Below are 25,162 nucleotides of genomic sequence, written 5' to 3' on the forward strand. Positions count from 1 at the left end.
GCGGGTATACTGCACAGATAATACTTTGTCCACAAAATAGATACATTTTTACAATGTCTTATTCAACAACAAAATCTCCGGATTGGGAATAAAAGTGATGAAATACAGTGTGTTGTGATTTTCATGAGTATTAGCCATGTCGAACTTTATAAAATAAGCGGACTAATAATCAGCTTGAGGACAGTCAAGGTATCCGTTTTGCTAACAGACACAGTTTTTGCCTAAGATAACATTTAGTTTTTAAATATAAGATAGGGTGATGGATTCCATTATGACTTCTGAAGTATTGCTTGCCTAGGACTAAGCCGAAAAGTTATAATTATAGGGACTTTTTGCACAAAAATTGATATTGTTTTATCAGATTAGCATTAAATCAATTGCAGAAAAAGTATTCATACATGGCAGCAGTCAAAGATTGAGATTTATCCAATAGTTAAAGTTGCAGCCATTCATGTAGTTGAACCGCCAACACATTAATAATCAGTTATTGGTTACTGCAAGCCAAGGGCGGTAGCATTCCGTTTGGTCTATGCTGGTTGATGTTTTGTGCCCACACCATTAAAATTGTTTGTTTTCTAGTCAGAAGTGATTTGCTTATTCGTAAATTGTCAATTTCATCTTGTAAGATTTTCTCGGTAATGCAAAAAAATTACTATAGATAAATATAGTGATTCGATAGCTTTTTGGGAGTCCCTATTTAATATATTGTTATTAGGCTTTATAGATTCATGATTGCATCAAAAAAATTTATTTATATTTTATTTTCATTAAATATTTTTATTGTCAGTTTTGTTATTAGGATGAAAAACTAAAATGAATATCATTTCAAGTAAAATTGCTGGTGTAAAAACTATTCAACCAACTGTTTTTGGTGATTCTCGTGGTTTCTTTTTGGAAGTGTTCGAAAAGAAAAGATACCAAGAAATGTTAGAGATTGAATTAGATTTTGTGCAAGATAATCATTCACGCTCAGCAAAAGGCGTCTTACGCGGTCTTCATTTTCAAACGCAGAACCCGCAAGGAAAACTTGTAAGAGTAGTGCGGGGGGAAGTATTTGATGTTGCTGTCGACATTCGTCCTGATTCTCCTACATTTGGACAGTGGGAAGGAGTTCTTCTTTCCGAGGAAAATAAAACCCAATTCTGGGTCCCACCTGGTTTAGCTCATGGTTTCGTTGTGTTATCAGATATTGCTGACTTTGAATATAAATGCACTAATTATTATGATCCTACTTCTGAAGGTTGTTTAATCTGGAATGATTTAGATGTGGCTATTGATTGGCCAATCGAAAATCCACTTTTGTCGGCCAAAGATATTAAAGGAAAAACACTGGCTGAATTATATAAAAGTTAACGGTACATTTATTAAATTATCGTAATTTACTTAACAGAATAAAAGTATTCTAGGTTTTTATATATGAAATTGTTAATTGTGGGTTGCTCCGGACAAGTTGGAAGTGAATTAGTTAATAGAGTTTCTGATGCATGGGATGTATATGCATTTGATAGAAAACAATTAGATATAACGAATTATCTGCAAGTTGGCAATATTATTAAGTCAATTTTACCTGATGTTATTATTAATGCTTCGGCCTATACAGCCGTTGATCGTGCAGAAACTGAGATTGAACAGGCTTTTGCTATTAACAGTGGCGGTGTTGCAAACTTGGCTTTAGAAGCAAATAATTGTGGAGCTAAGTTTTTACACATATCTACCGATTATGTTTTTCGTGGAGACCGTGAGGGTTTGTATTCTGAGTCCGATGAAACTGAACCGACAGGTATTTATGGAAAAAGCAAACTTGCTGGTGAATTGGCGATAAGCGAAATTTGTAAGCGACATATAATTTTACGAACTTCTTGGGTATTTGGTCAACATGGTAATAATTTTGTCAAAACCATGATACGGATCGGAGAAGGGAAAACATCCTTAAATGTTGTAGGAGACCAATTTGGCGGGCCTACGTATGCAGGCGATATAGCTAACGCTTTATTACTTATTGCAGAAAAAGTATGTGAAGAAAATTTTAATGACTGGGGAATTTATCATTATAGTGGCGCCCCTTATACCAACTGGGCCAACTTTGCTAATGTCATTCTTGAACTCGCTCATAAAAATTCTTTAATTTCACAAAAAGTAAATGTTAATTCAATTACTAGTAGCGAATACCCAACACCAGCTAAAAGGCCTATAAATTCAATGCTGGATTGCACAAAAATTCATGACATATTCAATATAGGGCCAAGCCAGTGGGAATTAGCTTTGCGCAATATAGAGATATATGCAAAATAAACCGTCTTAACTTTGTGAGTGTAATATTATTTTGATCAAGGTAGTTAGATGAAAAATAAATTTAGTTCATCACCAATTGAATTGTTTTCTGGTTTTTTTAGAAATAGAAAACTAATTATAAACTTAACAAAGAGGGAAGTTTCCGGTAGATATAAAGGCTCTCTATTTGGAATGCTTTGGTCTTTCTTTAACCCGATATTTATGCTGGCTGTATATACTTTTGTTTTTAGTTTTATTTTCAATGCTCGTTGGAGCTCTGCCAGTACGTCTAAAACTGAATTTGCGTTGGTGCTTTTTGCGGGACTTATTGTATTCAATTTTTTTAGCGAATGCGCAATAAAATCACCATCAGTAATTCTATCAAACATAAATTATGTCAAAAAAGTAATATTCCCATTAGAAATACTGCCTATGGTTAATGTGGCTGCGGCTTTATTTCATGCTTGTATCAGCATAATTGTTTGGTTATTATTCTATATTATCGAAGTTGGCATTCCTCATATTACTGTTTTACTTTTCCCTATACTATTTTTACCCTTGATATTCTTTTGCGTTGGTGTTGGCTGGCTTTTATCTTCTCTTGGTGTGTTTTTGAGGGATATAGGACAGATGATTACTATATTTGTTACTGCCTTAATGTTTTTATCTCCTATTTTTTATCCTATTACTGTTATACCCCAAGAATACCGGCCATTGCTTGATTTGAATCCACTGGCACCTGCTATTTCACAATTCAGAGAAATATTTTATTGGGGAACCGTTCCTTCAATTACTGGCTTTTTAGTCTATCTGCTAGAATGTATGGCCTTTAGTTGGTTTGGGTTTGTTGTTTTCCAGAAAACGAGAAAGGGATTTGCTGATGTTCTCTGATAATTTAGCTATATCAATCAAAGATGTGAAAAAGTGCTTTCATATCTACAACAGTCCTAATGACCGTTTAAAACAATTCATTATACCAAAATTAGTCAATGCATTAGGCCGAGAGCCTACAAACTACTACAAAGATTTTTGGGCGCTAAATGGTGTCTCTTTTGATGTTAAAAAGGGAGAAACCGTTGGTTTGATCGGTAAAAATGGTAGCGGTAAATCAACGCTACTGCAAATTATTTGCGGCACGTTAACAGCAACCAGTGGTATTATCGAAACAAAAGGGCGTATTGCTGCTCTGCTTGAATTAGGTTCCGGTTTTAATCCAGAATTCACAGGCCGTGAAAATGTTTACTTGAATGCGGCTATATTAGGATTGAGTCGAGAGGAGACAGATAATAAGTTCGATACAATTGCGGCTTTTGCGGATATTGGTGATTTTATAGATCAACCTGTTAAAACATATTCAAGTGGTATGGTGGTAAGATTAGCATTTGCTGTTCAGGCTCAGATTGATCCCGATATCCTCATTGTTGATGAAGCTTTAGCTGTGGGGGATGCTAAGTTTCAGGCCAAATGCTTCGAAAGATTGCGGCAATTAAAAAATACTGGAACTAGTATTTTGTTGGTAACCCATTCTGGGGAACAAATTGTTACTCATTGTGATCGAGCTGTACTATTAAATTCTGGTCAGAAACTATTCGAAGGTTCACCAAAGATAGCTGTTAATATGTATACAGATATTTTGTTTGGTAAATCAAAAAGTGAAATACCAAAATCAAAATCGACCGAATCCAGTATTGTCCCCCCATTAAAGCAGACTATCAGTAATTCACTAAAATCTGATGAAAAAACCGAAACATTAAATCTAGTATTTGATAAGTTTGATAGTAAAAGCAACTACAATAAAAATGAATATCGTTGGGGAGATAAGGCTGCATGTTGGTTGGACTATGAGCTTTATGCAAATGACAGATTAAATCCATCAACAATTTATTCAGCAGAGAAAATAAAACTTCGCTGTTCAATGAAGTTCGAGAGTGATGTGCATAATCCAATTATTGGATTCTGTATAAAAACAAAGGAAGGGATCACTGTTTATAACACTAATTCCCATTTGTTAAATATTGACGATACATACCAGCAGGGGCACTCAAACACTTGTGCAGTTGCAGAGTTTGAATTCATAAATACTTTAGGGGCCGGTGATTATTTTATTTCTATCGGTATTGCGTCAATGCTAAATGATGAAGTTGTTCCACATGATAGACGTTACGACGTTATTCACTTTTTAGTTCCTACAGTTGAAACTTTTTCTGGTTTAGCAGATCTAGAATTAAGTTTGAAAGTCACTTCCCCTTCTGGTAAATAATTATGCTTTTAGATAGAAATAAGTACAAATTTCGTCAAGATTTAGGTATCTGGGCTCGACCAGACTATATGGGTATTCCATATAGCGATGGTGATGCTCAAGAGGATTTATTATTAAATATAGTCCAGAATACGAAGGATCTGAGCGTTTCCTCTTCGGAGCTGAGAGAGCGTTGTAATGACTGGGTCACTACGTATCATTTTTCGAGTTTACGATCTAATCTATTACGACCACTAAAATCCATATTACAACCGGGCAAGAAAATTCTTGAAATTGGCGCAGGCTGCGGTGCGATTACTCGCTTCCTCGGTGAAGAGGGGGCAGATATTTTGGCCCTGGAAGGTAGTCTACGTCGTGCCAATATAGCCCGAACCCGAACAGGTGGATTAGATAATGTTACTGTATTGAGTGAACGATTCGACGATTTTGAGTGCGAGAGCAAGTTCGATATCGTCACATTAATTGGTGTGCTGGAGTATTCAAATCTTTTCAGCGATGGCAGTGATAGTGCTATCTATATGCTTAACAAAATAAAGAAAATGCTTAAGCCCGATGGCAAATTGATTATTGCTATAGAAAATCAACTAGGCCTCAAATATTTTGCAGGGGCAGCAGAAGATCATTTGAGCTTAAAAATGTATGGTGTAGAAGGTCGCTATACTAAACAACAACCTGAGACTTTCGGACACGAAATTCTTACTCAAAAACTATCTGCTGTCGGATTGAAAGAAGTAGAAACACTACTGCCATTCCCTGATTATAAGTTGCCTGTATCGGTAGTTACTTCCCGAGGGGCAAATGATAGTAGTTTTGATGCTTCAGTTTTTGCCGCACAGTCTGCACATGCAGATCTGCAATTGCCGAATAATTTAAATTTCGTTCTAGAACTTGCATGGCCTGTAGTTTTCAAAAATAAACTTGGAATACCTCTTAGCAATTCATTTTTAATGGTAGCTTGTGCTGAACCTATAGCATCAATTGATGAAGATATTCTGGCAATTCATTATGGTAATGAGCGATATACTTCATTCTGTAAGGAAACAGTATTTAGATATGCTGATAAAAACAGTATTACTGTAAACCGTAGTTTATTAAATTTAAACCAAAAACCAAATGATGATAATATAGATTTTGAACTTGATGGATGTGAGAAGTATATCAAAGGGACGTTATTGTCAACTGAGTTTGTCAAGATTGTCACAACACCAGGTTGGAAAATTTCTCAGGTTGCAAAATTCTTTTTCTATTACTTAGAGTGCTTAGAGGTTTGTTTAAATAGAGAAGATTTTCATTATGGGAAAATTGAACAAGATACAATAATCCCTGATGACTATCTAGATGCTATACCTTCAAACATTATAATCGATGAGGGCAATCAACCTCACTATTTCGAACGTGAATGGCTTGCTAAAAATGGATTGAGTGTAGGTGCTTTAGTATTTCGCTCAGCATTATCTTTATTAGGTAAAGTATCTTGCTTTTCCATACCTGAATATGGATATGATTTCACTCGAGGCGATTTCATTCGCCAGTTGTTCGAAGCACTTTCATTTGTGGTTGATGATGAAGTATTAGATAACTATTTGAAACTAGAGTCAGATCTCCATGCATACTCAATAGGCAGTTCTGAAAGAAAAATTAATACATGGTACCCCGAGCACACGTTGCCTGGTTTGAGTGAGTCCAATCAGTTAACTGAAAGTAATATATACAAACTCAATGAATTGCACAATGCAAAAAATAGCGCTGAAAAATTGGCGTTTGAGCGTATAGATGAAATCAATAAGCTATCTGATGCGAAGAATTATGCAGAAAAATTAGCTTTTGAGCGTATAGATGAAATTAATAAATTAAATGATGCTAAAATCTCTGCTGAAAACTTAGCTTTTGCACGTATGGCTGAAATTAATAAACTCATTGATGCCAATGAATACGTTAAAAATTTATTATTAAAACATTCAGAAGAAATAAGTTTGCTCTCCGAAGCTAAAGATAATGCTGAAAAGCTACTGGCTGAACGTGTTCGAGAGCTTGATAGCCTGTACGAAGCTAAAAATTCCGTTGAAAAACTAGCAATTGAACGGCTGGATGAACTAAATGAGCTAGCAAATGTTAAAGAATCGGCCGAAAAACTAGCGATTGCACGCATGGGGGAAATTGATAAACTTGCGGATGCCAAAAATTCAGTCGAAAGACTCGCTATCGAACGTATGGGTGAGATTAATAAACTGTCGGATGCAAAGGACTCAGTTGAGCGACTGGCTATAGAGCGTATGAATGAGCTCAATAAGTTGGTAGATGAGAAGGACTCTGTAGAACGATTGGCTATAGAGCGTATGAATGAACTCAATAAACTGGCAAATGAGAAGGATTCGGTTGAAAAACTCGCTATTGAGCGTATTGAGGAAATTAATAAGTTATCAGATGCGAAAAATAGCGCGGAAAGCTTGGCTTCACAACGTTTTTCTGAGATAAAGACATTATCTGATGCGAAGAATTATGCAGAAAAATTAGCATTTGAACGATTGGAGGAAATTAATAAAATTTCTGATGCTAAAGAGTTGGCTGAAAAACTAGCTATCGAACGGATGGACGAAATTGAAAAAATAAAAAATGAACTGAAACTTGCAAAGTCAGGTTTTTTGTGGAAATTATCAAATATATTTAAGGGTAAAAGGATTTAAAATGAGCGAGCTTCATTGGTCGATAGATTCTTTTGTTCAGCGTGGAACTACTGTATTTAGTTATGGCTGGATTTTTAATGAATCTAAACAGATCAAACATCTCTCTTTAATATTGCCATATGGGAATGGCCAACATTCTCAGCTCAACATTGATTATGGGAAAAAGCGTGAAGATGTTGGCGCTTATTTTTCGGACTCATTATATTCCACATATTGTGGTTTTATTTTATATGGCACATTTAATACTCCACAGCATAAAAAAACTCTAAAATTACTGTGTACTTATTCTGATGATTCAATTGAATATATAGATGTTCCTGAATCCAGTATTGTTTCTTTTGACCACCAAGTCGATGATAATCATATTCCTAAGAAAGTCGTTGTTAAGCAATTTTTTGTGATGCTAAAACGAGCTTTCATGCTTGTAAAGGGAGGGGCTTTCTCAGCATTATATAGGAAGGTTAAACGATTCGGTAATAATGCGAAAAATAAGAAGCTTGTAAATGCTAATGATATTACAAGTATTCTTCCTTTTAAGGAAAGGGCAAAAACAATATTTATCCTAGATCACGATTTGGGAGGGGGGGCCAACCATTATCGTAATCAATTGATCAAAGATAAAATATCTGAAGGCTATTCCGCATTAATTTTAGCTTTTAATATAAGTTCATTGTCTTATAAGCTTTTAATAAAAAGCTCGAAGCAGGATTTGAGTTTTAACATTCCCAGTTTGAATTTTATTTATGATCTTTTAAACTATATAACTGTCAAAGAAATTATTTATAATACGGGGGTTTCATTTATAAATCCCGAAACTATACCTAGTTTTTTGATAGATTTAAAAGTGAGAACTAATGCAAAGTTAATAACATTAGCCCATGATTTATTCCCTATTTGTCCCTCTCATTTTCTGTTAAATGATAAAGGGAAATATTGTAACATACCTGATCCTCGTGTATGTGTGTCCTGCCTACGCAACAACACTTATGGTTTCACCACTTTGTTCGAGTCTGGTGATATCAATAAATGGCGAGATCAGTGGGGGGGATTAATAATTGCCTCTGATAAATTGATTGCCTTTTCAGAAAACACGCTGAATCTTTATAGACGTGTTTATAGCCAAATTCAGCCTGAAAATGTTGAAATTATCCCTCATACTGTTAGTTTTTCTACAGAGAAGGCAGTTATCGAACAAAAAGAAAGATTACGTATTGGTGTCGTTGGCAATATTGGCTATCATAAGGGGGCTGATTTTGTTAAGGAGTTGGCGCTAGAGATAAAAAATACTAATTTTCCAGCTGACATTGTTGTGGTTGGAACAATCGAGACTTTATGTCCAGCGGACGTGCTAACACAAACTGGCCCTTATGAGCAGGATGAGCTTCCAAATTTAATTCAGAACTCAGGCATTAATATTATTTTGTTTACCTCGATTTGGCCCGAAACCTTCTCCTATGTTGTGCAAGAAATGATGGAACTTGGCTATCCTGTAGCTTGTTTTGATCTTGGCGCTCCGGCAGAACGGCTTAAACATTATAAAGATGGCTTAATATTATCGTCTATGTCTGCTGACAAAGTGCTACAAGAGTTGGTTCATTTTCACAAAAAAGTATATTCAATCTAACGAGGCTGGTATGTCCGAAATTCATGTTTTTACTAGTGCTGCATTCAACTATATTCCAAAGGTAAGAATGCTATTTCAATCTATTCGTAAGTACCATCCTGAATGGACTATCCACCTTGCTTTAGCTGATGAAAAAAGACCAGAGATCGACTTAAGTGATGAGCCTTTTGATGAAATTGTTTCTGTTTCCGAACTGGATATTCCTGATTGGAAAGGATGGGCGTATTGCCACAATATTGTCGAGTTAGCTACAGCAATTAAGCCATTCATGTTGGCTCGCTTGTTACAGTTGCCTGGTTGTAAAAAGGTTATTTATCTTGACCCAGATACTGTTATTTTTTCTCGTCTTGATGACATTGTAGAAGCTCTTGATTCTTCTAATGTTGTTTTGACTCCACACCAAGCTAAGCCTGAGACATCATTATCTGCGGTAATGGATAATGAAATCTGCAGCTTGAAACATGGTATTTATAACCTTGGTTTCTGTGCCGTCGCTGCGACTGATGTAGGGCTATCATTTGCGACTTGGTGGGGTGAACGTATTTATCATTTCTGTCGTGCTGATATTCCTAATGGTCTCTTTACCGATCAGCGTTGGATCGATTTGGTTCCAGCCTTCTTTGATGGCGTTGCAATAATGCGTTCTAGTCGTCACAATGTTGCGACTTGGAACCTCACTACTCGAGAGTTTACTGTTGACCAGCAAGGTAACTACTTTGTAGATGGACAGCCTTTAGGTTTCTACCATTTCACAGGATTTGATAGTGGCGCGCATCGTATTATGGCGCTCAAGAATGCAGGTGAGAACTCTGATGTTCATAAATTGATCGACTGGTACACTGCCCAAACGAAAGACCTTGGACAAGATCCTTTGGCCAAAGTGGTTTGGGCCTATGGCCAACATTCTGATGGTTCTTCAATCTCTAAAGTACAGCGTATCGTCTACCGTGAGAGGGTTGACCTACAAAAAGCATTCCCTAACCCATTCGAAGAAAATACCTTCAACCAGTGGTGGTTACAACAGGGCCCGAAAGAATATGCGGAACTGTTTGATGAAAAAACCAAAGATGAAGCTTTAAGAAAATTCAGTGTTGTGTTAACTCCTGGTTTCCGTGCTGGAACAACAGAATTTGATACTGATCGTTTTGTTGGTTTAATCAAGCGTTCGCTGACAAACCCACAAGTCGCCTTGACCGTTGGCAAAAAGGGCTGGGAAGTATTAAAGAATGAAGGTGTTCAAGGAATTAAACGCCGTTTTTTGAATTAAAACACAATAATTAATAACTATCACCTTTAATGCCTACAATTTATCGGGCATTAAAGGTGATGAAATAATCATTATGGTTTTTCATTGCTATTTTTAATTACGTAAAACAATTATTATAATAACACTTCAGAAAATTATCTATAAACTTTGATGTGACATTTTCTCTGCACCATAATCTCTATCTCAGAATAACCATCTTTTTATCTCAAATACTTAATCGCACATTTAATTTGGTATGCTCAGTGAAAATAATTGCATCTCTTGTATTATATCGACATGAATATCAAGTTGTGGAAAAAACGTTATCCTCTCTGATTTTAGAAGATTCTATTTCTAAAATCGTAATAGTTGATAATGGCTCTCACTGTGACTGGTTATTAGATTTGAATGAACCTAAAATTGAAACCATTAGATTGGATAAGAATAATGGTTTTGGCTTTGGACATAATACTGTTTTCTCTAAGTTTAAAGATCAGACTGATTACTTTTTGATTTGTAATCCTGATGTTTACTTTGAGAAAGGTGAAGTGGAAAAACTTTATCTTTTCAGTAAAAAAGAAAATTTAGGTTTAGCAATACCAAAGATAATTTATCCAGACGGGCGTTTACAACATGGTTGCAAACTTTTGCCATCACCGTATCATCTTTTTGCTCGCCGTTTTCTACCTCGTTTTTCTAATGCTTTAAATAAAAAATATGAGCTGCATAACGCTGATTACTCTCAAGCTTTTTCTGCTCCATCTCTTTCAGGTTGTTTCATGCTATTGAGTAATCAAGCTATTAATGATGTAGGCTACTTCGATACTCGCTTCTTTTTGTATTTGGAAGATGTAGATCTATCTAGACGAATCTACTCCAATTATTCAGTAAGTTACTACCCAGATGTTGTAATCACCCATGAGTTTCAACGTCGATCATACTTTGACAAACGTTGTCTTTTTTATCATATTGTTTCAGCAATTAAGTATTTCAATAAATGGGGATGGTTTGTTGATAAAGATAGAAGATTATTCAACCAACGCTGTTTAGATAGATTACCATAATAATTTAGTTACTAACCATCTCGAAATTAATTTTCAGGAGATGGTTAGTAATTTATCAAAATTATGTTCTATAATACTCGCCTATTAAAACAGTCTTACTTTTACTTCCTGCTTAAGAATCTTTTCTCAACAAAATGCCATGATAGTATGCTTAATATCACAGTGATAATTGTGCTTAAAAACATACTTGTGAAAAAACCGGTCTTTAATTTATTAATTATCAGTTGCTGTGTTGGGAACGCGTAAATGTATATCCCATAAGAGTAGTCAAATTTACCATGTACTATTTTGTCTTTGAATGATACGGCGATAATAATTACAATAATTGGTATTAATATATACGCAAGTATACTAAATTCAAAACTGCCTTTCCAAATATACAACAATAATAGACTTGTGACGAACATGAATATTTTGGTTCTTTTTATGTTCCACTTATCTTTCGTTAAAGCCAATAACCCCCCCATGAAAAATGAGATACCTTTCAGACAAAGGTGTTGAACAGGTATTGAGTAAAATATGGTTTTATTTGGTGAGTAAGTAAAATAGATAGAAAAACATAGCATTGTTATTAATAAAAACAGTATGGATTTATAGCTTTTTGAAAAGCAAAGACCCACGGCCAAGAATATATAACAGCTAAATTCTAAAGGTAAGGTCCATAAACTCCCATTAATAGCATTAGGGTATATAAAACCGTTGGATAAATTTAGTGCAGGGGCTCCCTTTAACGAAATTAAGTTTAAAATTGCAACAAGTAGTTTATGCGAGTAATAATCTTGGATGTTACCTGCATTGATTACGCTTCCAATTACAATGTATATTACAACCGCACATCCGATCAATGCAGGAAAGATTCTTTTTATCCGCTTATCCATATAAGAAATGAAACTTTCACTTCTCATTCCTGATAGTGCGATTAAATAACCTGAGACTGAAAAAAATATTGTTACCGCTAATTCGCCATAGCTTTCTAACTGTAAGAATTTAGGCTCTTCAAAACCGCTCAAAGCATAGTGATGTGAGTACAAAACCAATAAGGCGGCAACGATTCTGATTATATCGAAGCAGTTGTCTTGGTGTGATATGAGTTTTTTCATGTTTGCTTACAAAAATATGTTGTGAATCTAGTTTCTAGATTTTACTGCCTAAGTAGGCAAAGTATCTAATGTTATATGATTTTTTCTTACCTTTTTTGCTAATTAAGATACGCGATGCGCTTATGGTTATATGTGTATCCAAGTGCTATCTATCAAAGCAATTGCTTCACCCCATCGCAGTTCCTGAGTTAAGATGACAGCTACATCACAAATCTTGTAGCCCTATAAATGATGTGGCTGCAAGGGTATCTTTCAGACAGGAGTTGCTAATGTCCAAACAACAGATCGGCGTTGTCGGTATGGCGGTCATGGGCCGTAACCTGGCGCTTAACATCGAGAGCCGTGGTTATTCCGTTTCTATTTTTAACCGTTCTGGCGACAAGACCGATGAAGTCGTTGCTGAGAACCCAGGCAAAAACCTGGTGCCACACTACACCGTCGAAGAGTTTGTTGAGTCGCTAGAAAAACCACGCCGCATTTTACTGATGGTAAAAGCAGGTGAAGCGACTGATAAAACTATCGCGTCATTGACTCCGCACCTTGATAAAGGTGACATCCTTATCGATGGCGGCAACACCTACTATAAAGACACGATTCGCCGTAACCGCGAACTGTCTGAGCAAGGTTTCAACTTCATCGGTACCGGCGTTTCCGGTGGTGAAGAGGGCGCCCTGAAAGGCCCATCTATCATGCCTGGCGGTCAGAAAGAAGCCTACGCGCTGGTTGCTCCAATCCTCGAGCAAATCGCGGCACGTGCTGAAGATGGCGATGCTTGTGTTGCGTACATCGGTGCCGATGGCGCAGGTCACTACGTGAAAATGGTTCACAACGGTATCGAATATGGCGATATGCAGCTGATTGCTGAAGCTTATTCTCTGTTGAAACAAGCACTGGGTCTGAGCAATGAAGAGCTGGCAAGCACCTTCGTTGATTGGAACAAAGGCGAGCTGAGCAGCTACCTGATCGACATCACCAAAGATATCTTCACTAAGAAAGATGAAGAAGGTAAATATTTGGTCGATGTGATCCTGGACGAAGCAGCAAACAAAGGTACTGGTAAGTGGACTAGCCAGAGCTCTTTGGATCTGGGCGAGCCACTGACTCTTATCACTGAATCTGTATTTGCTCGTTATCTTTCTTCTCTGAAAGACCAGCGCGTTGCAGCTTCTAAAGTACTGAGCGGCCCAACTGTTAAAGCCTTTGCCGGCGATAAAGCTGAGTTCATCGAGAAAGTACGTCGTGCACTGTACCTGGGTAAAATCGTTTCTTATGCGCAAGGCTTCTCACAGCTGAAAGCAGCATCTGACGAAAACAACTGGGATCTGCATTACGGCGAAATCGCGAAGATTTTCCGTGCTGGTTGCATCATCCGTGCACAGTTCCTGCAGAAAATTACCGATGCTTATGCAGATAACGCGTCTATCGCTAACCTGTTGCTGGCTCCGTATTTCAAAAACATCGCTGACGAATACCAACAAGCACTGCGTGATGTCGTGTCTTACGCGGTTCAAAACGGTATCCCAACGCCAACATTCTCTGCTGCGATCAACTACTATGACAGCTACCGTTCAGCGGTTCTGCCAGCTAACCTGATCCAGGCACAGCGTGACTACTTCGGTGCGCATACCTACAAACGTATCGATAAAGACGGCGTATTCCACACCGAATGGTTGGATTAATTAGCTAATCGCGAAGTCATGTCGCTTCGTGATTAACATGCCGTAATAAAAAACCGCCGAGGTGAAAGCTTCGGCGGTTTTTTTATGTCTTAACTCTTTTATATCAGTATTACTTCGTATGACGCTGACGCAGATTCTCAATTACGGCGCTGAGATTTAAATCCTGATCTTGCAGCAATACCAGCAGGTGATAAACCAGGTCTGAAGCTTCGTTTTTTAGTTCAAAACGGTCATTTACCGTGGCCGCTAGTGCTGTTTCGACACCTTCTTCCCCGACTTTTTGCGCAATACGCTTGGTACCGCTGGCGTAAAGTTTGGCAGTATAAGAGCTGTCTGGATCGGCATTTTTGCGTTCTGCCAGCAACTGTTCCAACTGGTAAAGGAAACCCCAATCACTGGACGCTGGGTGGAAGCAACTGGTATTACCAAGGTGGCAGGTTGGGCCAATTGGGTTGACCAAAATCAGCAAGGTATCGTTATCACAGTCTGGCGTGATACTAACCACATTAAGGAAGTTGCCAGAGCTTTCCCCTTTGGTCCACAAACGTTGCTTCGTTCGTGAATAGAAAGTGACTTTACCCGTTGATTGCGTAACTGACAGCGCTTCTTGATTCATATAGCCAAGCATTAATACTTCGCCGGAAACCGCATGTTGTACGATAACGGGCAGCAAGTTATCGACCTTTTCCCAATCCAGTTGGCTGAGTTGTTGTTCGCTCAGTTGAGTTGTTGATAGTTGTTGATTCACAAGCGGATCTCCACGCCTTGATTGGCCAAATAGCTTTTCAACTCGCCAATATTAATAATTTGTTTGTGGAACACAGAAGCGGCTAATGCACCGTCAACCCCAGCTTTTTGAAAAGCATCCAGAAAATGCTCCGGCGTCCCGGCACCGCCTGAAGCGATAAGCGGAACCCGACAAACATCGCGGATAATTTGCAATTGTTTTAAATCATAGCCATTGCGAACGCCATCTTGATTCATCATATTCAAGACAATTTCACCTGCGCCGCGCTGCTGTACTTCCTTCACCCACTCTTGTGTTTGCCAAGTCGTGACTTTGGTGCGAGCCGCATCGCCGGTAAATTGGTGAACTTGATAACTATCACTTTCGGCGTCATGCCAGGTATCGATACCAACAACAATACACTGTACGCCATAACGATCGGCCAAACGGCTAATAAGCGTTGGATCAGCTAAAGCAGGGGAGTTGATGGAAATTTTGTCCGCACCAAACTGCAGGATTTTTCCGGCATCTTCTACCGTTTTTATCCCACCAGCGACGCAAAAAGGTATATCGATAACTTCGGCTACCCGCGAGACCCAGCTTTTATCCACCACCCGACCATCGGAAGAGGCGGTGATATCATAAAAGACTAATTCATCTGCGCCTTCCTGAGCATAGCGCTGCGCTAATGGTACGATGTCGCCGATAATCTCATGGTTACGGAACTGTACGCCTTTAACTACCTGACCATCTTTCACATCCAGGCAGGGAATTATCCGTTTTGCCAGCATGAAATAGCCTCCGTCACATTAAATTTACCTTCTAACAGCGCACGTCCGACAATAACGCCTTTGACTCCACTGCTGCGTAGCTGCGCAATATCATCGAGATTGCCAATTCCGCCGGAAGCCTGGAATGCGACCTGCGGGAAACGGGCGGTAACTTCTCGATATAACTCGACGTTAGAACCCGCCAGAGTGCCATCGCGCGAGATGTCAGTGCACAGCACATGTTTCAAACCAAAAGGCAGATACTGTTCGACAATTTGTTCTAGTGTGGCATCGGAGTTTTCTTGCCAGCCGCTGATCGCGACCTGTTTAACACCTTGCGCATCAATACGCACATCGAGAGCCAACACTAAGGCTTCTGCGCCGAAACGTTGGAACCATTGCTGAACTTTTGCCGGCTCTTTAACCGCTGTTGACCCGACTACGACGCGTGAAGCACCGGCGGCTAATAGGGCTTCTACATCTGCTTCGCTACGGATACCACCGCCCACTTGCACGGGTATAGTTACCCCTGACAGCAATTTTTTAAGCAACGGGATCTGGCGTGCAGCTGGATCTTTTGCTCCGGTTAAATCCACTAAGTGCAATACTTCGGCACCTTGTGCCTGATAATCCTGCAGGCGTGGTAAAGGGTCATTGCCATAATCGCGCTGTTGGCCATAGTCGCCTTGATGCAGGCGTACCACGCTACCTTCGATTAAATCTAAAGCGGGTATAATCACGGTGTTACATCTCCAGGAAGTTTTTCAGCAACTGTGCGCCAGCAGCACCGGAGCGCTCCGGGTGGAATTGCACACCGAAGAAATTATCTTTTTGCACGGCGGCGCTGAAGGCTTCACCGTAGACAGTTTGCGCAATAGTATTTTCACATATTGTCATCGCAAAGCTGTGTACGAAGTAGAAATAAGCATTCTCACTAATACCGCGGAATAGATGACTATCAGCATTAGCAATGACTTGATTCCACCCCATATGCGGCAGAGGTAAACCAACGTCTTGCATGCGTTGCACAGGCTTTTCTATGATGCCTAATGTCTCAATGCCACCGCTTTCTTCACTAGAAGAAGCGAGCAATTGCATCCCCAAACAGATACCCAGTACTGGCTGGGAGCAGGCTTTAATCAAGGCAATTAACTCCCGCTCTTGTAATTGATTCATCGCCGCTTCGGCTGTACCTACACCGGGTAAAAATAACTTGTCCGCGTTAAGGACTATCTCTGCTTCCCGGCTAATTTTCGGTTGATAACCCAATCGTTGGATAGCGTAGTTAACGGAAGAAAGATTGGCACAACCGGTATCAAGAATGACAACGTCCATCACAACACCCCTTTGGAACTCGGCAGCGTATCGCCATCAACGCGTATTGCCTGGCGTAAAGTACGGCCAAAGGCTTTAAATAGACTCTCTACGCGGTGGTGATCGTTTTTACCTTTAGTACGCAAGTGCAGGGTACAAGCCATCGCGTAGGATAACGAACGGAAGAAATGCTCAACCATCTCAGTGCTTAAATCGCCGACACGTTGATAGCTAAATTCTGCTTTATATTCCAAATGTGGCCGACCAGAAATATCTAGCGCACAGCGCGCCAGGCACTCATCCATTGGCAGCACAAAGCCAAAACGACCAATACCGCGTTTGTCACCCAGCGCTTTATTAATCGCATCGCCTAATGCCAACGCGGTATCTTCAACGGTGTGATGATCGTCAATATAGAGGTCGCCTTTCACCTCGATATTCATACGGAAACCGCCGTGAGTGGCAATCTGGTCCAGCATGTGGTCAAAGAAACCGATGCCGGTTTTGATCACACTATCACCTTCACGGTCGAGCCAGACATTGACATCAATAGCAGTTTCACGTGTAACGCGATTAACATAAGCGTGGCGGTCGCGCTTGGTCAATTGCTCGGTGATAGCAGGCCAATTCAGCGCGTCTGCGTGATAACGAAGGCCTGCAATGCCCATATTTTGTGCCAGCTGGATATCGGTTTCCCGGTCACCGATTACATAGCTATTTGCTACGTCCATCTCGCCGCTTTGAAGGTAGTGACTCACCAACTGTGTTTTGGGTTTGCGGCAGGCGCAATGGTCGGCTGGCAGGTGCGGACAAATCAAGATTTCATCGAAATGAATCCCTTGAGAGGTCAGGATCTGCATCATCAAATTGTGCGGCGGATCGAATGTTTCCTGTGGGAAACTGTCAGTTCCTAGTCCATCTTGGTTGGTGATCATCACCAGTTTGAAGCCTTTTTTCTGTAAAGCCAGCAGCGCGGGAATAACACCCGGTTCCAGCGCTAATTTACCCAGACTGTCCACCTGATAATCGGAAGGGGGTTCAGAAATCAGGGTGCCATCACGGTCAATAAAGAGATACTTCTGGCTCACATTGGCTCCTTGCTAGAGGCATTTTTGTTCGAAAGAGATGATGGATTGATTGTTGATACTGAATCGCTAGCACCAGGCAACGGTTGCAACGCATCAATAACCCGTTGGCATTCTTGGCGGGTGCCAATTGAAATACGCAAGCAACCGGATAACCCTGGCTGTTTATTTTGATCGCGTAAGATAATGCCCTGATCCCACAGCGATTTAAAGACTGCGCTGGAGGCGGCAAAGCGCGCCAATACATAATTAGTTTCGCTATCGAAGACTTGTTCCACACAGGCAGTTTGATTGAGTTGTTCTACTAACCAGCTACGATCAGCACTGACTAACTCTACGCGCTGGCGCATTGCTGCCAGCCCTTCAGGACTTAACGCTTGTGCGGCAATATCTGCTACTGGCGTTGATAAAGGATAGGGCGCGATCACCTTCATTAATAAGTTGATTAGCTCAACGTTTGCTAAGGTAAAACCACAGCGTAGCCCCGCCAAAGCAAAGGCTTTAGATAGTGTGCGCAAAATAGCTAAGTGAGGGTAGTCTTGCAACCAACTGCTAACGCTAGCCTGTGGGCAAAACTCAATATAGGCTTCATCGACAGCAACAATTGCCTTACCGCGGGTCATCTCCAGCAAATCACGGATATCTTGCGGGTTGATGAGATTACCTGTTGGATTATTTGGGCTACAGACGTAAACCAGTTTCACCCCATCCAAAGCCTGGCTAATAGCGGGCATATCCAACTGCCAGTCTTCTTTGGCTTGAACGGTGCGACCTTCAACGCCAAGCGCCTCGGCACTGACGCTGTACATGCCATAGGTTGGCGGGCAATAGAGCACCGCGTCTTTACCCGGTTCACAGAAGGTGCGAATTAATAGTTCGATACTTTCATCCGCACCGCGAGAAACCAGTACTTGCTCTGGCAGAACGCCTGCATAATCTGCGTAGCGGGCAATCACCTGAGCCGGTTGGCATTCTGGATAGCGATTTAAGTTCTGCTGGGTAAGTTGATACTCAGTTGCTAGCGCATATTCATTGGCATTAAGCCACACATCGCCATTACCCCCTAAACGACGAGCAGATTGATAGGGCGTTAACTTTTGTACGTTTTCACGTGCAAGATTATTCACGCTGGCGTTATTGTTTTCACTAGCGTTAGTACCTGCGTTTCCACTCATCACTTTTGCTCCTGTAGGCCATTTGCGTTTAGTGCATTAACACGAAGTGTGACTGCGTTTTTGTGGGCCGTAAGCTGCTCAGCCTGTGCTAACGTTTCAATGGTTTTTGCCAGACCCAATAAGCCAGTTGGTGTCAGTTGCTGTACCGTCATGCGCTTTTGGAAATCAGCTAAACCTAAGCTTGAATAGGTTGAGGTATAGCCATAAGTAGGTAATACATGGTTGGTTCCTGACGCGTAATCGCCGGCTGATTCTGGTGACCAGTCGCCGAGAAAAACGGAACCTGCGCTGGTGATACTCTCGACCAGGTCTTCAGGATTGCGCGTCTGCAAAATCAAGTGCTCTGGGCCGTAAGCATTACTTATTTCAATACATTGCGTTAAGTCTTTTGCCACGATGAGACGGCTATGGGCCAGCGCTTGTTGTGCGATATCACGTCGCGAAAGTTTTTCTAGTTGACGTTCAACAGCGTCGCTGACTGCTTTGGCCATCTCTATATCTGGGGTTAATAACACGACTTGCGAATCAGGGCCATGTTCGGCTTGAGAAAGTAAATCTGACGCGACGAAATCAGGCGTAGCACCTGAATCGGCGATCACGAGTACTTCTGATGGGCCTGCCGGCATATCAATTGCTGCGCCGTCCAAACTTTGACTCACTTGACGTTTTGCTTCGGTAACGTAGGCGTTACCCGGACCGAAGATTTTGGCGACTTTGGGTATGCTTTGAGTACCGAAAGCCATTGCTGCAATCGCTTGTGCTCCACCAACCTGATATACCTCAGTGACGCCACACAGTTGTGCGGCATAAAGGATTTCATCAGCAATTGGTGGTGGTGAACACAGCATCACACGCTGGCAATTGGCAATGCGCGCCGGCGTTGCCAGCATTAATACGGTAGAAACTAGCGGGGCTGAGCCACCAGGAATATAAAGCCCAACTGAAGCAATTGGGCGGGTGACTTGCTGGCACCGAACTCCGGGCTGTGTTTCTATATCGATAGTTGGCAATTTCTGCGCCTGATGAAAGGTATCGATATTTCGCACGGCGTGCGCCATGGCTTGTTTTACTTCATCGCTCAAGCGTGCGCTGGCCTGCTCAATTTGTTGTGCGCTAACGCGTAAATCATCAATTTGCGTTTTATCAAAACGCGCGCTGAATTCACGCAGAGCGCTATCACCTTCATCGCGTACGCGGTTGAGGATCTCACGTACAGATTCGCCGATGGTCGCTGAAGCTGAGATCGCTGGTCGAGTCAGTAACTGTCGACGTTCTGCCGCATCACACTGTTGCCAATTGATTGGAGTACCAAATACATTCGATTGCATGGTTTACTCCATCATTTTTTCAATTGGCAGAACCAAAATTGAACTGGCGCCTAACGCTTTCAATTTTTCCATTGTTTCCCAGAACAGCGTCTCACTACTAACCATGTGCATCGCTACACGTTGTTGATCGCCTGCCAACGGTAAAATTGTCGGGCGTTCAGCTCCCGGCAGCAGAGAGATGATTTCTTCCAAACGCTCACTTGGCGCATGTAGCATGATGTATTTCGATTCACGGGCTTGGATGACGCCTTGAATACGGGTCATCAACTTATCAATAAGCAGCTGTTTCTCTTGTGGCATTTCGCCATCACGCTGGATGAGGCAGGCCTTTGAGCGGTAAATGACTTCGACTTCTCTTAAGCCATTAGCCTCCAAGGTTGCCCCAGTGGAAACCAAATCACAGATGGCGTCGGCCAGGCCTGCGCGTGGTGCGACTTCAACAGAGCCATTTAATAGGCAAGATTTGAACTCGACGTTTTGTTTATCCAGATATTTTTTCAGCAAGTGTGGATAAGAGGTAGCGATGCGTGAATTCTGTAAGCTTTGTGGGCCGGTATAGTCGCAATCAACAGGCGTTGCTAATGACAGGCGGCAACCACCGAAATCTAAACGGCGCAGCGTAAAGTAACGTGGATCCTCGCCTTGAGCGCGGCGAGATAACAACTCTTCTTCTAATACGTTTTCGCCGATAATACCCAGGTCAACAACACCATCCATTACCAGTCCTGGGATATCGTCATCACGTACACGTAAAATGTCGATGGGCATGTTCTCTGCGAAAGCGATTAAACGTTGCTCTTGTAAATTAATTTTAATACCACAACGTGCTAGCAATTCTCTTGATTCATCGCTCAAGCGACCCGACTTCTGCATTGCTATCCGTAAACGTGTTTTGTCCAACATAATGGCCTCGTAACTTTATCTATCAGCGAGTTAACTTGCTCACTGTGCTTATTGGTTTGATGTGATGTTTGTTATAAAAATGTTGTTTTGCTAGCCGGAAGACATAAAAAAACCCCCGGAAGAAATCTTCCGGGGGCTATACTGCTAACTTCTGCGCCACTGGAAGATCTCGAAAGTCTCCCAGCACCAATCGCCTGAAAGACTAGTCAGGATGATGATGGTGATGATGGTTGAACAGAACGTTAAGCATTTTTGTCATCTCTTAATAAGGGGAAACATTTCGCGAACTGCGTGTTTAAACACTTGTAAAAAACAGCGCACAAAACTTATAAATCAGTTGTGAATTAAACTAAACCAGCGGATTGCGTCGTGCAACCTTTTTTTCTTCTTTGTTACTTAAATGTAGTGTAAAGGCCAGTAACGTCGTGTGGTGCTGATTGTACCTTATACATCGGTGTATCTTTAGTTTCATTAATGATGAGACTGATTTGCTAGAATTTTACTGTCATTACATGCTTTTTAGGCACATTATTGACTATACATTGGAGTCTTTAACGCATTAACAATATAAACGTATATCCGTCATATTTCACATTGCAGTGGGGTTGGCCGTAGTGGCCTGGCTCATCCTAACCGCCCAACGCAAGCGCTGCTCAAATCGGTTCCTGACTGATTTGTCCCTCGATTGTTGCTTAGCTGCAAGTTGAAGTTTTTGGCTATATATCGTATATCAAGGCGGCATTTTTAGAGAGGCGTGTATGAAAAAGGTTGCAATAGTGGGGTTGGGTTGGCTTGGCATGCCATTAGCGATTGCACTTTCTTCCAGAGGTTACCAGGTTGTTGGGAGTAAAACTACGGTAGATGGTGTTGAGGCGGCAAGAATGAGCGGGGTAGAGTGTTATCAGCTTGTTTTTAGCCCCGCACTAGAATGTGATGGCGAAGACCTCGATATTTTATTAGATGTTGACGTGTTGGTTATTACGCTACCTGCACGTAGAACAGTGGAAGGCAGTGAGAATTATTTTCATGCAGTGCAACTGCTGGTGGATAGTGCGCTGGCGAAGAATGTAGGCCGCATTATTTTCATGAGCTCCACCTCCGTTTATGGCGAGTACGAAGGGAAAGTAAAAGAAAGTTCTCCGCTATTACCCGTTACGCCAAGCGGGCGAGTGTTGAAAGAGTTGGAAAATTGGTTCCACCGTTTGCCTAATACGTCGGTCGATGTATTGCGGCTAGCTGGATTGGTTGGCGGAGATCGTCACCCTGGACGATTCATGGCAGGTAAAACAGACGTTCAGGGGGGCGACAATGGAGTTAACTTAGTTCATCAGGATGATGTTATCACCGCGATACAACTGTTGCTTACTTTGCCTAAGGGTGGCCACATATACAATCTTTGTGCACCAGAGCATCCAGCGAAGCGAAAATTTTATCCTCAGCTTGCACGTGAACTTGGTTTAACCGAACCGCAATTTATTGCATCAACGGGAGGGGCAAGTGGCAAGTTGGTCGATGGGAGCTTGATTTGTAAAGAATTAGGGTTTGAATATCGCTATCCTGATCCCGCCTTGATGCCCTTAAATCAAATGCTATAAAGCGGCTTAGTATTAATCAGTGGTTGGAATGGCTGCTTGATGATTTACCATTGATTAATAATTGCACTATCAAAAAGGCCGGCGGCAAAAATGCTGGCCTTTAGAATTAATCTTCTCATGATTTTAAAAATCTCCGATGTATATAGTGACGTTGTAAATTAATACAACATCAACTATCTCCCTGCCGAAATAATAATCAAAATTAATGAAAAATCCGCAATACCTCGTGATGATTATTTAACGTCTATTTAGGTAATAAGAAATCAGGCTGCAATGAAAAAAAATCAATACATAACTATAAAGTATTAGTCGCCACTGCCGATAATTGATCGTTTTAAGAAAAAACAAATAAAAAAATAAAGTCAAATTTATATTAAAATTTTGAAGAATCTCTTTTATTATTACATTTTGTTACAATTACTTTCTTTTTACTTTCTTTTATTTGTGTATCTCAATACTCTTTGAGAGCATGTATTAAGAATATTCTCAACAAGTTAGCTGGGCATCTAATGATTTTATATGGCTCTGACGATTTTTTTTATGGTTTTAGTCGTGATAATTTATTGTTTTTTAGATTTTAATAAAATTAATTGTTATTAGCCTAGTTTTTTGTGCTGATTATTGCTTTTTTGATGGATGATGGTTTTGATTATGTAGGAGAAACTGAAAAATTAGAATGTTAATGAGACTTTTTTAGGAGGTTTGTGATCTTTTTTACATATGTTACTTTTTTGCCCTAAATTCTTACGCAAAAAAATGATTTTGATGATAGGATAAATCTCAAATCGTGATCTAGATCATGGTTTTGCTAATCTGCGATCAATACGAGATTGTATCTATGCGGGGTTAGGGAGTAAAGTTGTGTCGTCCTAAGATTAATCTTAATATTTTATGTGGAAGCATTTCGAGTTGCGAGCCTGGAAGTAGCATAGGTTCCGCTTGCTTTGGTTAAATGATTAATTGCTGAATTTATTCAGTCATAACATTGTCTTATATTTGACTTTTTATACTAGGAATACACTTTGTAGTTGGTTGTCTCTATTCGTTGCTTTGATTCAGTTTGATTTAAAAACTGGTAGATCGAAGCAGGAGATGGGCAAAACAAATTAATTCATTTTTTTGATAGCTATCTAGTATCCCTGTAATTAGGGCCAAACCGGTCGGGGCGGAGATTCTTCTATCATCCAGTCATAAATACTTGACTGTCGGTATGGGGTAAAAAGCATGTCTGAATTGCTTAAACATATATATGACATCAATTTGTCATATTTGCTGCTAGCGCAGCGCTTGATTAATGATGAAAAAGCCTCGGCAATGTTCCGCCTGGGTATTGATGACCTTATGGCCGACACGCTTGGACAACTTACGTTGCCGCAAATGGTAAAGCTTGCTGAAACTAATCAACTACTATGTCAGTTCCGTTTTGATAGCCACAAGACTATTGAGCGTTTGACTCAAGACTCTCGTGTTGATGACTTGCAACAAATCCATACTGGGATTCTGCTCTCAAGTCATTTACTCAAAGGGCTTTCAGATAAAGATGCTGGTGTAGCGAAAAAAAGGGCTTGATGATATGTCTGCCAAACCTCTTGGAGGAGGGAAAAGCATAGTTCAGGAAGCTCGAGATATTCAGCTTGCGATGGAGCTGATTACTTTAGGCGCGCGATTGCAGATGCTGGAAAGTGAAACTCAGCTTAGCCGTGGGCGTCTAATCAAGCTTTATAAAGAACTGCGAGGAAGTCCTCCACCGAAAGGTATGTTGCCTTTCTCTACCGACTGGTTCATGACGTGGGAGCAGAACATTCACTCCTCCATGTTCTTTAACGCCTATACATTCTTGCTCAAGAGTGGTCACTGTAATGGCGTTGAAGCCGTTATTAAAGCTTATCGGCTTTACTTAGAACAATGTCCTGAAGAACCAGGGCAGGCCCCGATTTTGGCATTAACCCGCGCCTGGACATTAGTTCGTTTTGTTGACAGTGGTATGCTGCAACTATCATCTTGCAACTGCTGTGATGGCTCATTTATTACTCACGCACATCAACCCCGTCATGGTTTTGTTTGCAGCCTTTGCCAACCACCATCACGCGCGGTAAAAAAACGTAAACTTTCTCCGCAAGTTGCCGATATTACATCTCAAGAGCTGGACGATAAGGTCAAGCGCGCGGTTTGAGATGATTAATGTTGGCTTGAGTCAGATGTTGACTTGAGTCAACAGTGGGTGGTGTTTCCACTGCCCACTGTTGCCAACATTCTGATTTTTCTTCGACATCCTACTTATGCCGAAGATATTTATCACATATCCCCGCAAGCAGACCTCGCCCTACCGCAGACATT

General features: G+C 40.7%; 21 protein-coding genes and 1 other annotated feature. Of the genes, 12 read left to right on the forward strand and 9 right to left on the reverse strand.

The window, feature by feature from the left end:
* Positions 1 to 813 precede the first annotated feature (813 nt).
* From rfbC to ACL9RG_RS02030, 8 genes are all read left to right on the forward strand, one after another.
* Positions 814 to 1,353 (forward strand): dTDP-4-dehydrorhamnose 3,5-epimerase, encoded by a 540-nt coding sequence (gene rfbC, locus ACL9RG_RS01995; protein ID WP_422790882.1) that lies wholly within the window; start codon positions 814 to 816, stop codon positions 1,351 to 1,353.
* Positions 1,354 to 1,416: 63 nt separating this feature from the next.
* A complete protein-coding gene (rfbD, locus tag ACL9RG_RS02000) occupies positions 1,417 to 2,292 on the forward strand; it encodes a dTDP-4-dehydrorhamnose reductase (protein ID WP_422790883.1) in 876 nt (291 codons plus the stop codon).
* 48 nt (positions 2,293 to 2,340) lie between these two features.
* Positions 2,341 to 3,162: an ABC transporter permease gene (locus tag ACL9RG_RS02005; RefSeq protein WP_422790884.1), complete on the forward strand. Its 822-nt coding sequence runs from the start codon at positions 2,341 to 2,343 to the stop codon at positions 3,160 to 3,162.
* Positions 3,152 to 4,531, forward strand: a complete 1,380-nt coding sequence (locus tag ACL9RG_RS02010; protein WP_422790885.1) for an ABC transporter ATP-binding protein — start codon at positions 3,152 to 3,154, stop codon at positions 4,529 to 4,531. Before ACL9RG_RS02005 ends, ACL9RG_RS02010 begins: the two co-directional genes overlap by 11 nt.
* Positions 4,532 to 4,533: 2 nt before the next feature.
* Positions 4,534 to 7,215, forward strand: coding sequence for a methyltransferase (locus ACL9RG_RS02015; protein WP_422790886.1), 2,682 nt, complete (start codon positions 4,534 to 4,536; stop codon positions 7,213 to 7,215).
* 1 nt (position 7,216) lies between these two features.
* On the forward strand, positions 7,217 to 8,839 hold the full coding sequence (locus ACL9RG_RS02020; RefSeq protein WP_422790887.1) for a glycosyltransferase: 1,623 nt from the start codon (positions 7,217 to 7,219) through the stop codon (positions 8,837 to 8,839).
* A gap of 10 nt (positions 8,840 to 8,849) precedes the next feature.
* The gene (locus ACL9RG_RS02025; RefSeq protein WP_422790888.1) at positions 8,850 to 10,106 is read left to right on the forward strand and encodes a glycosyltransferase; all 1,257 of its coding nucleotides are present in this window, start codon (positions 8,850 to 8,852) and stop codon (positions 10,104 to 10,106) included.
* Between the two features lie 242 nt (positions 10,107 to 10,348).
* Positions 10,349 to 11,149, forward strand: coding sequence for a glycosyltransferase (locus tag ACL9RG_RS02030; RefSeq protein ID WP_422790889.1), 801 nt, complete (start codon positions 10,349 to 10,351; stop codon positions 11,147 to 11,149).
* A gap of 101 nt (positions 11,150 to 11,250) precedes the next feature.
* Here ACL9RG_RS02030 and ACL9RG_RS02035 read toward each other — a convergent pair whose 3' ends face one another.
* Positions 11,251 to 12,249 carry an acyltransferase family protein gene (locus ACL9RG_RS02035; RefSeq protein WP_422790890.1) on the reverse strand — a complete coding sequence of 333 codons (999 nt, stop codon included), beginning with the start codon at positions 12,247 to 12,249 and terminating at the stop codon, positions 11,251 to 11,253.
* Between the two features lie 269 nt (positions 12,250 to 12,518).
* On the opposite strand from ACL9RG_RS02035, the gene gndA reads away from it, so the two are divergent.
* Positions 12,519 to 13,928: an NADP-dependent phosphogluconate dehydrogenase gene (gndA, locus tag ACL9RG_RS02040; RefSeq protein WP_422790891.1), complete on the forward strand. Its 1,410-nt coding sequence runs from the start codon at positions 12,519 to 12,521 to the stop codon at positions 13,926 to 13,928.
* A gap of 109 nt (positions 13,929 to 14,037) precedes the next feature.
* On the opposite strand, the gene hisIE is transcribed toward gndA, so the two are convergent.
* From hisIE to hisG, 8 genes are read right to left on the reverse strand one after another with little or no spacing between them, the layout of a single operon-like run.
* The gene (gene hisIE / locus ACL9RG_RS02045) at positions 14,038 to 14,649 is read right to left on the reverse strand and encodes a bifunctional phosphoribosyl-AMP cyclohydrolase/phosphoribosyl-ATP diphosphatase HisIE (protein WP_422791168.1); all 612 of its coding nucleotides are present in this window, start codon (positions 14,647 to 14,649) and stop codon (positions 14,038 to 14,040) included.
* Between the two features lie 23 nt (positions 14,650 to 14,672).
* Positions 14,673 to 15,446, reverse strand: coding sequence for an imidazole glycerol phosphate synthase subunit HisF (gene hisF, locus ACL9RG_RS02050; protein ID WP_422790892.1), 774 nt, complete (start codon positions 15,444 to 15,446; stop codon positions 14,673 to 14,675).
* Positions 15,428 to 16,165 carry a 1-(5-phosphoribosyl)-5-[(5-phosphoribosylamino)methylideneamino]imidazole-4-carboxamide isomerase gene (gene hisA, locus ACL9RG_RS02055; RefSeq protein ID WP_422790893.1) on the reverse strand — a complete coding sequence of 246 codons (738 nt, stop codon included), beginning with the start codon at positions 16,163 to 16,165 and terminating at the stop codon, positions 15,428 to 15,430. The genes hisF and hisA overlap by 19 nt, the downstream gene beginning before the upstream one ends.
* Before the next feature lie 4 nt (positions 16,166 to 16,169).
* Positions 16,170 to 16,760, reverse strand: a complete 591-nt coding sequence (gene hisH / locus ACL9RG_RS02060) for an imidazole glycerol phosphate synthase subunit HisH (protein ID WP_422790894.1) — start codon at positions 16,758 to 16,760, stop codon at positions 16,170 to 16,172.
* Positions 16,760 to 17,827: a bifunctional histidinol-phosphatase/imidazoleglycerol-phosphate dehydratase HisB gene (hisB, locus tag ACL9RG_RS02065; RefSeq protein WP_422790895.1), complete on the reverse strand. Its 1,068-nt coding sequence runs from the start codon at positions 17,825 to 17,827 to the stop codon at positions 16,760 to 16,762. The genes hisH and hisB overlap by 1 nt, the downstream gene beginning before the upstream one ends.
* Entirely contained in the window at positions 17,824 to 18,999 is a 1,176-nt protein-coding gene (hisC, locus tag ACL9RG_RS02070) for a histidinol-phosphate transaminase (RefSeq protein WP_422790896.1), read from the reverse strand. The genes hisB and hisC overlap by 4 nt, the downstream gene beginning before the upstream one ends.
* Entirely contained in the window at positions 18,999 to 20,327 is a 1,329-nt protein-coding gene (gene hisD, locus ACL9RG_RS02075) for a histidinol dehydrogenase (RefSeq protein WP_422790897.1), read from the reverse strand. The genes hisC and hisD overlap by 1 nt, the downstream gene beginning before the upstream one ends.
* A 3-nt stretch (positions 20,328 to 20,330) precedes the next feature.
* Positions 20,331 to 21,230: an ATP phosphoribosyltransferase gene (gene hisG, locus ACL9RG_RS02080; protein ID WP_422790898.1), complete on the reverse strand. Its 900-nt coding sequence runs from the start codon at positions 21,228 to 21,230 to the stop codon at positions 20,331 to 20,333.
* Between the two features lie 103 nt (positions 21,231 to 21,333).
* Positions 21,334 to 21,457, reverse strand: a sequence feature (His leader region).
* A gap of 531 nt (positions 21,458 to 21,988) precedes the next feature.
* Here hisG and ACL9RG_RS02085 point away from each other — a divergent pair.
* The 3 genes from ACL9RG_RS02085 (at position 21,989) to flhC (ending at position 24,998) form a co-directional block, all read left to right on the forward strand.
* Positions 21,989 to 22,825: an SDR family oxidoreductase gene (locus ACL9RG_RS02085; RefSeq protein ID WP_422790899.1), complete on the forward strand. Its 837-nt coding sequence runs from the start codon at positions 21,989 to 21,991 to the stop codon at positions 22,823 to 22,825.
* Between the two features lie 1,224 nt (positions 22,826 to 24,049).
* Positions 24,050 to 24,394 carry a flagellar transcriptional regulator FlhD gene (gene flhD / locus ACL9RG_RS02090; RefSeq protein ID WP_422790900.1) on the forward strand — a complete coding sequence of 115 codons (345 nt, stop codon included), beginning with the start codon at positions 24,050 to 24,052 and terminating at the stop codon, positions 24,392 to 24,394.
* 4 nt (positions 24,395 to 24,398) lie between these two features.
* Complete coding sequence (gene flhC, locus ACL9RG_RS02095; RefSeq protein ID WP_422790901.1) at positions 24,399 to 24,998, forward strand: flagellar transcriptional regulator FlhC; 600 nt, start codon at positions 24,399 to 24,401, stop codon at positions 24,996 to 24,998.
* The last annotated feature ends 164 nt before the right edge of the window (positions 24,999 to 25,162 follow it).

The organism is Rouxiella sp. Mn2063 (assembly GCF_049319665.1).
Lineage (GTDB): Bacteria > Pseudomonadota > Gammaproteobacteria > Enterobacterales > Enterobacteriaceae > JBMOUD01.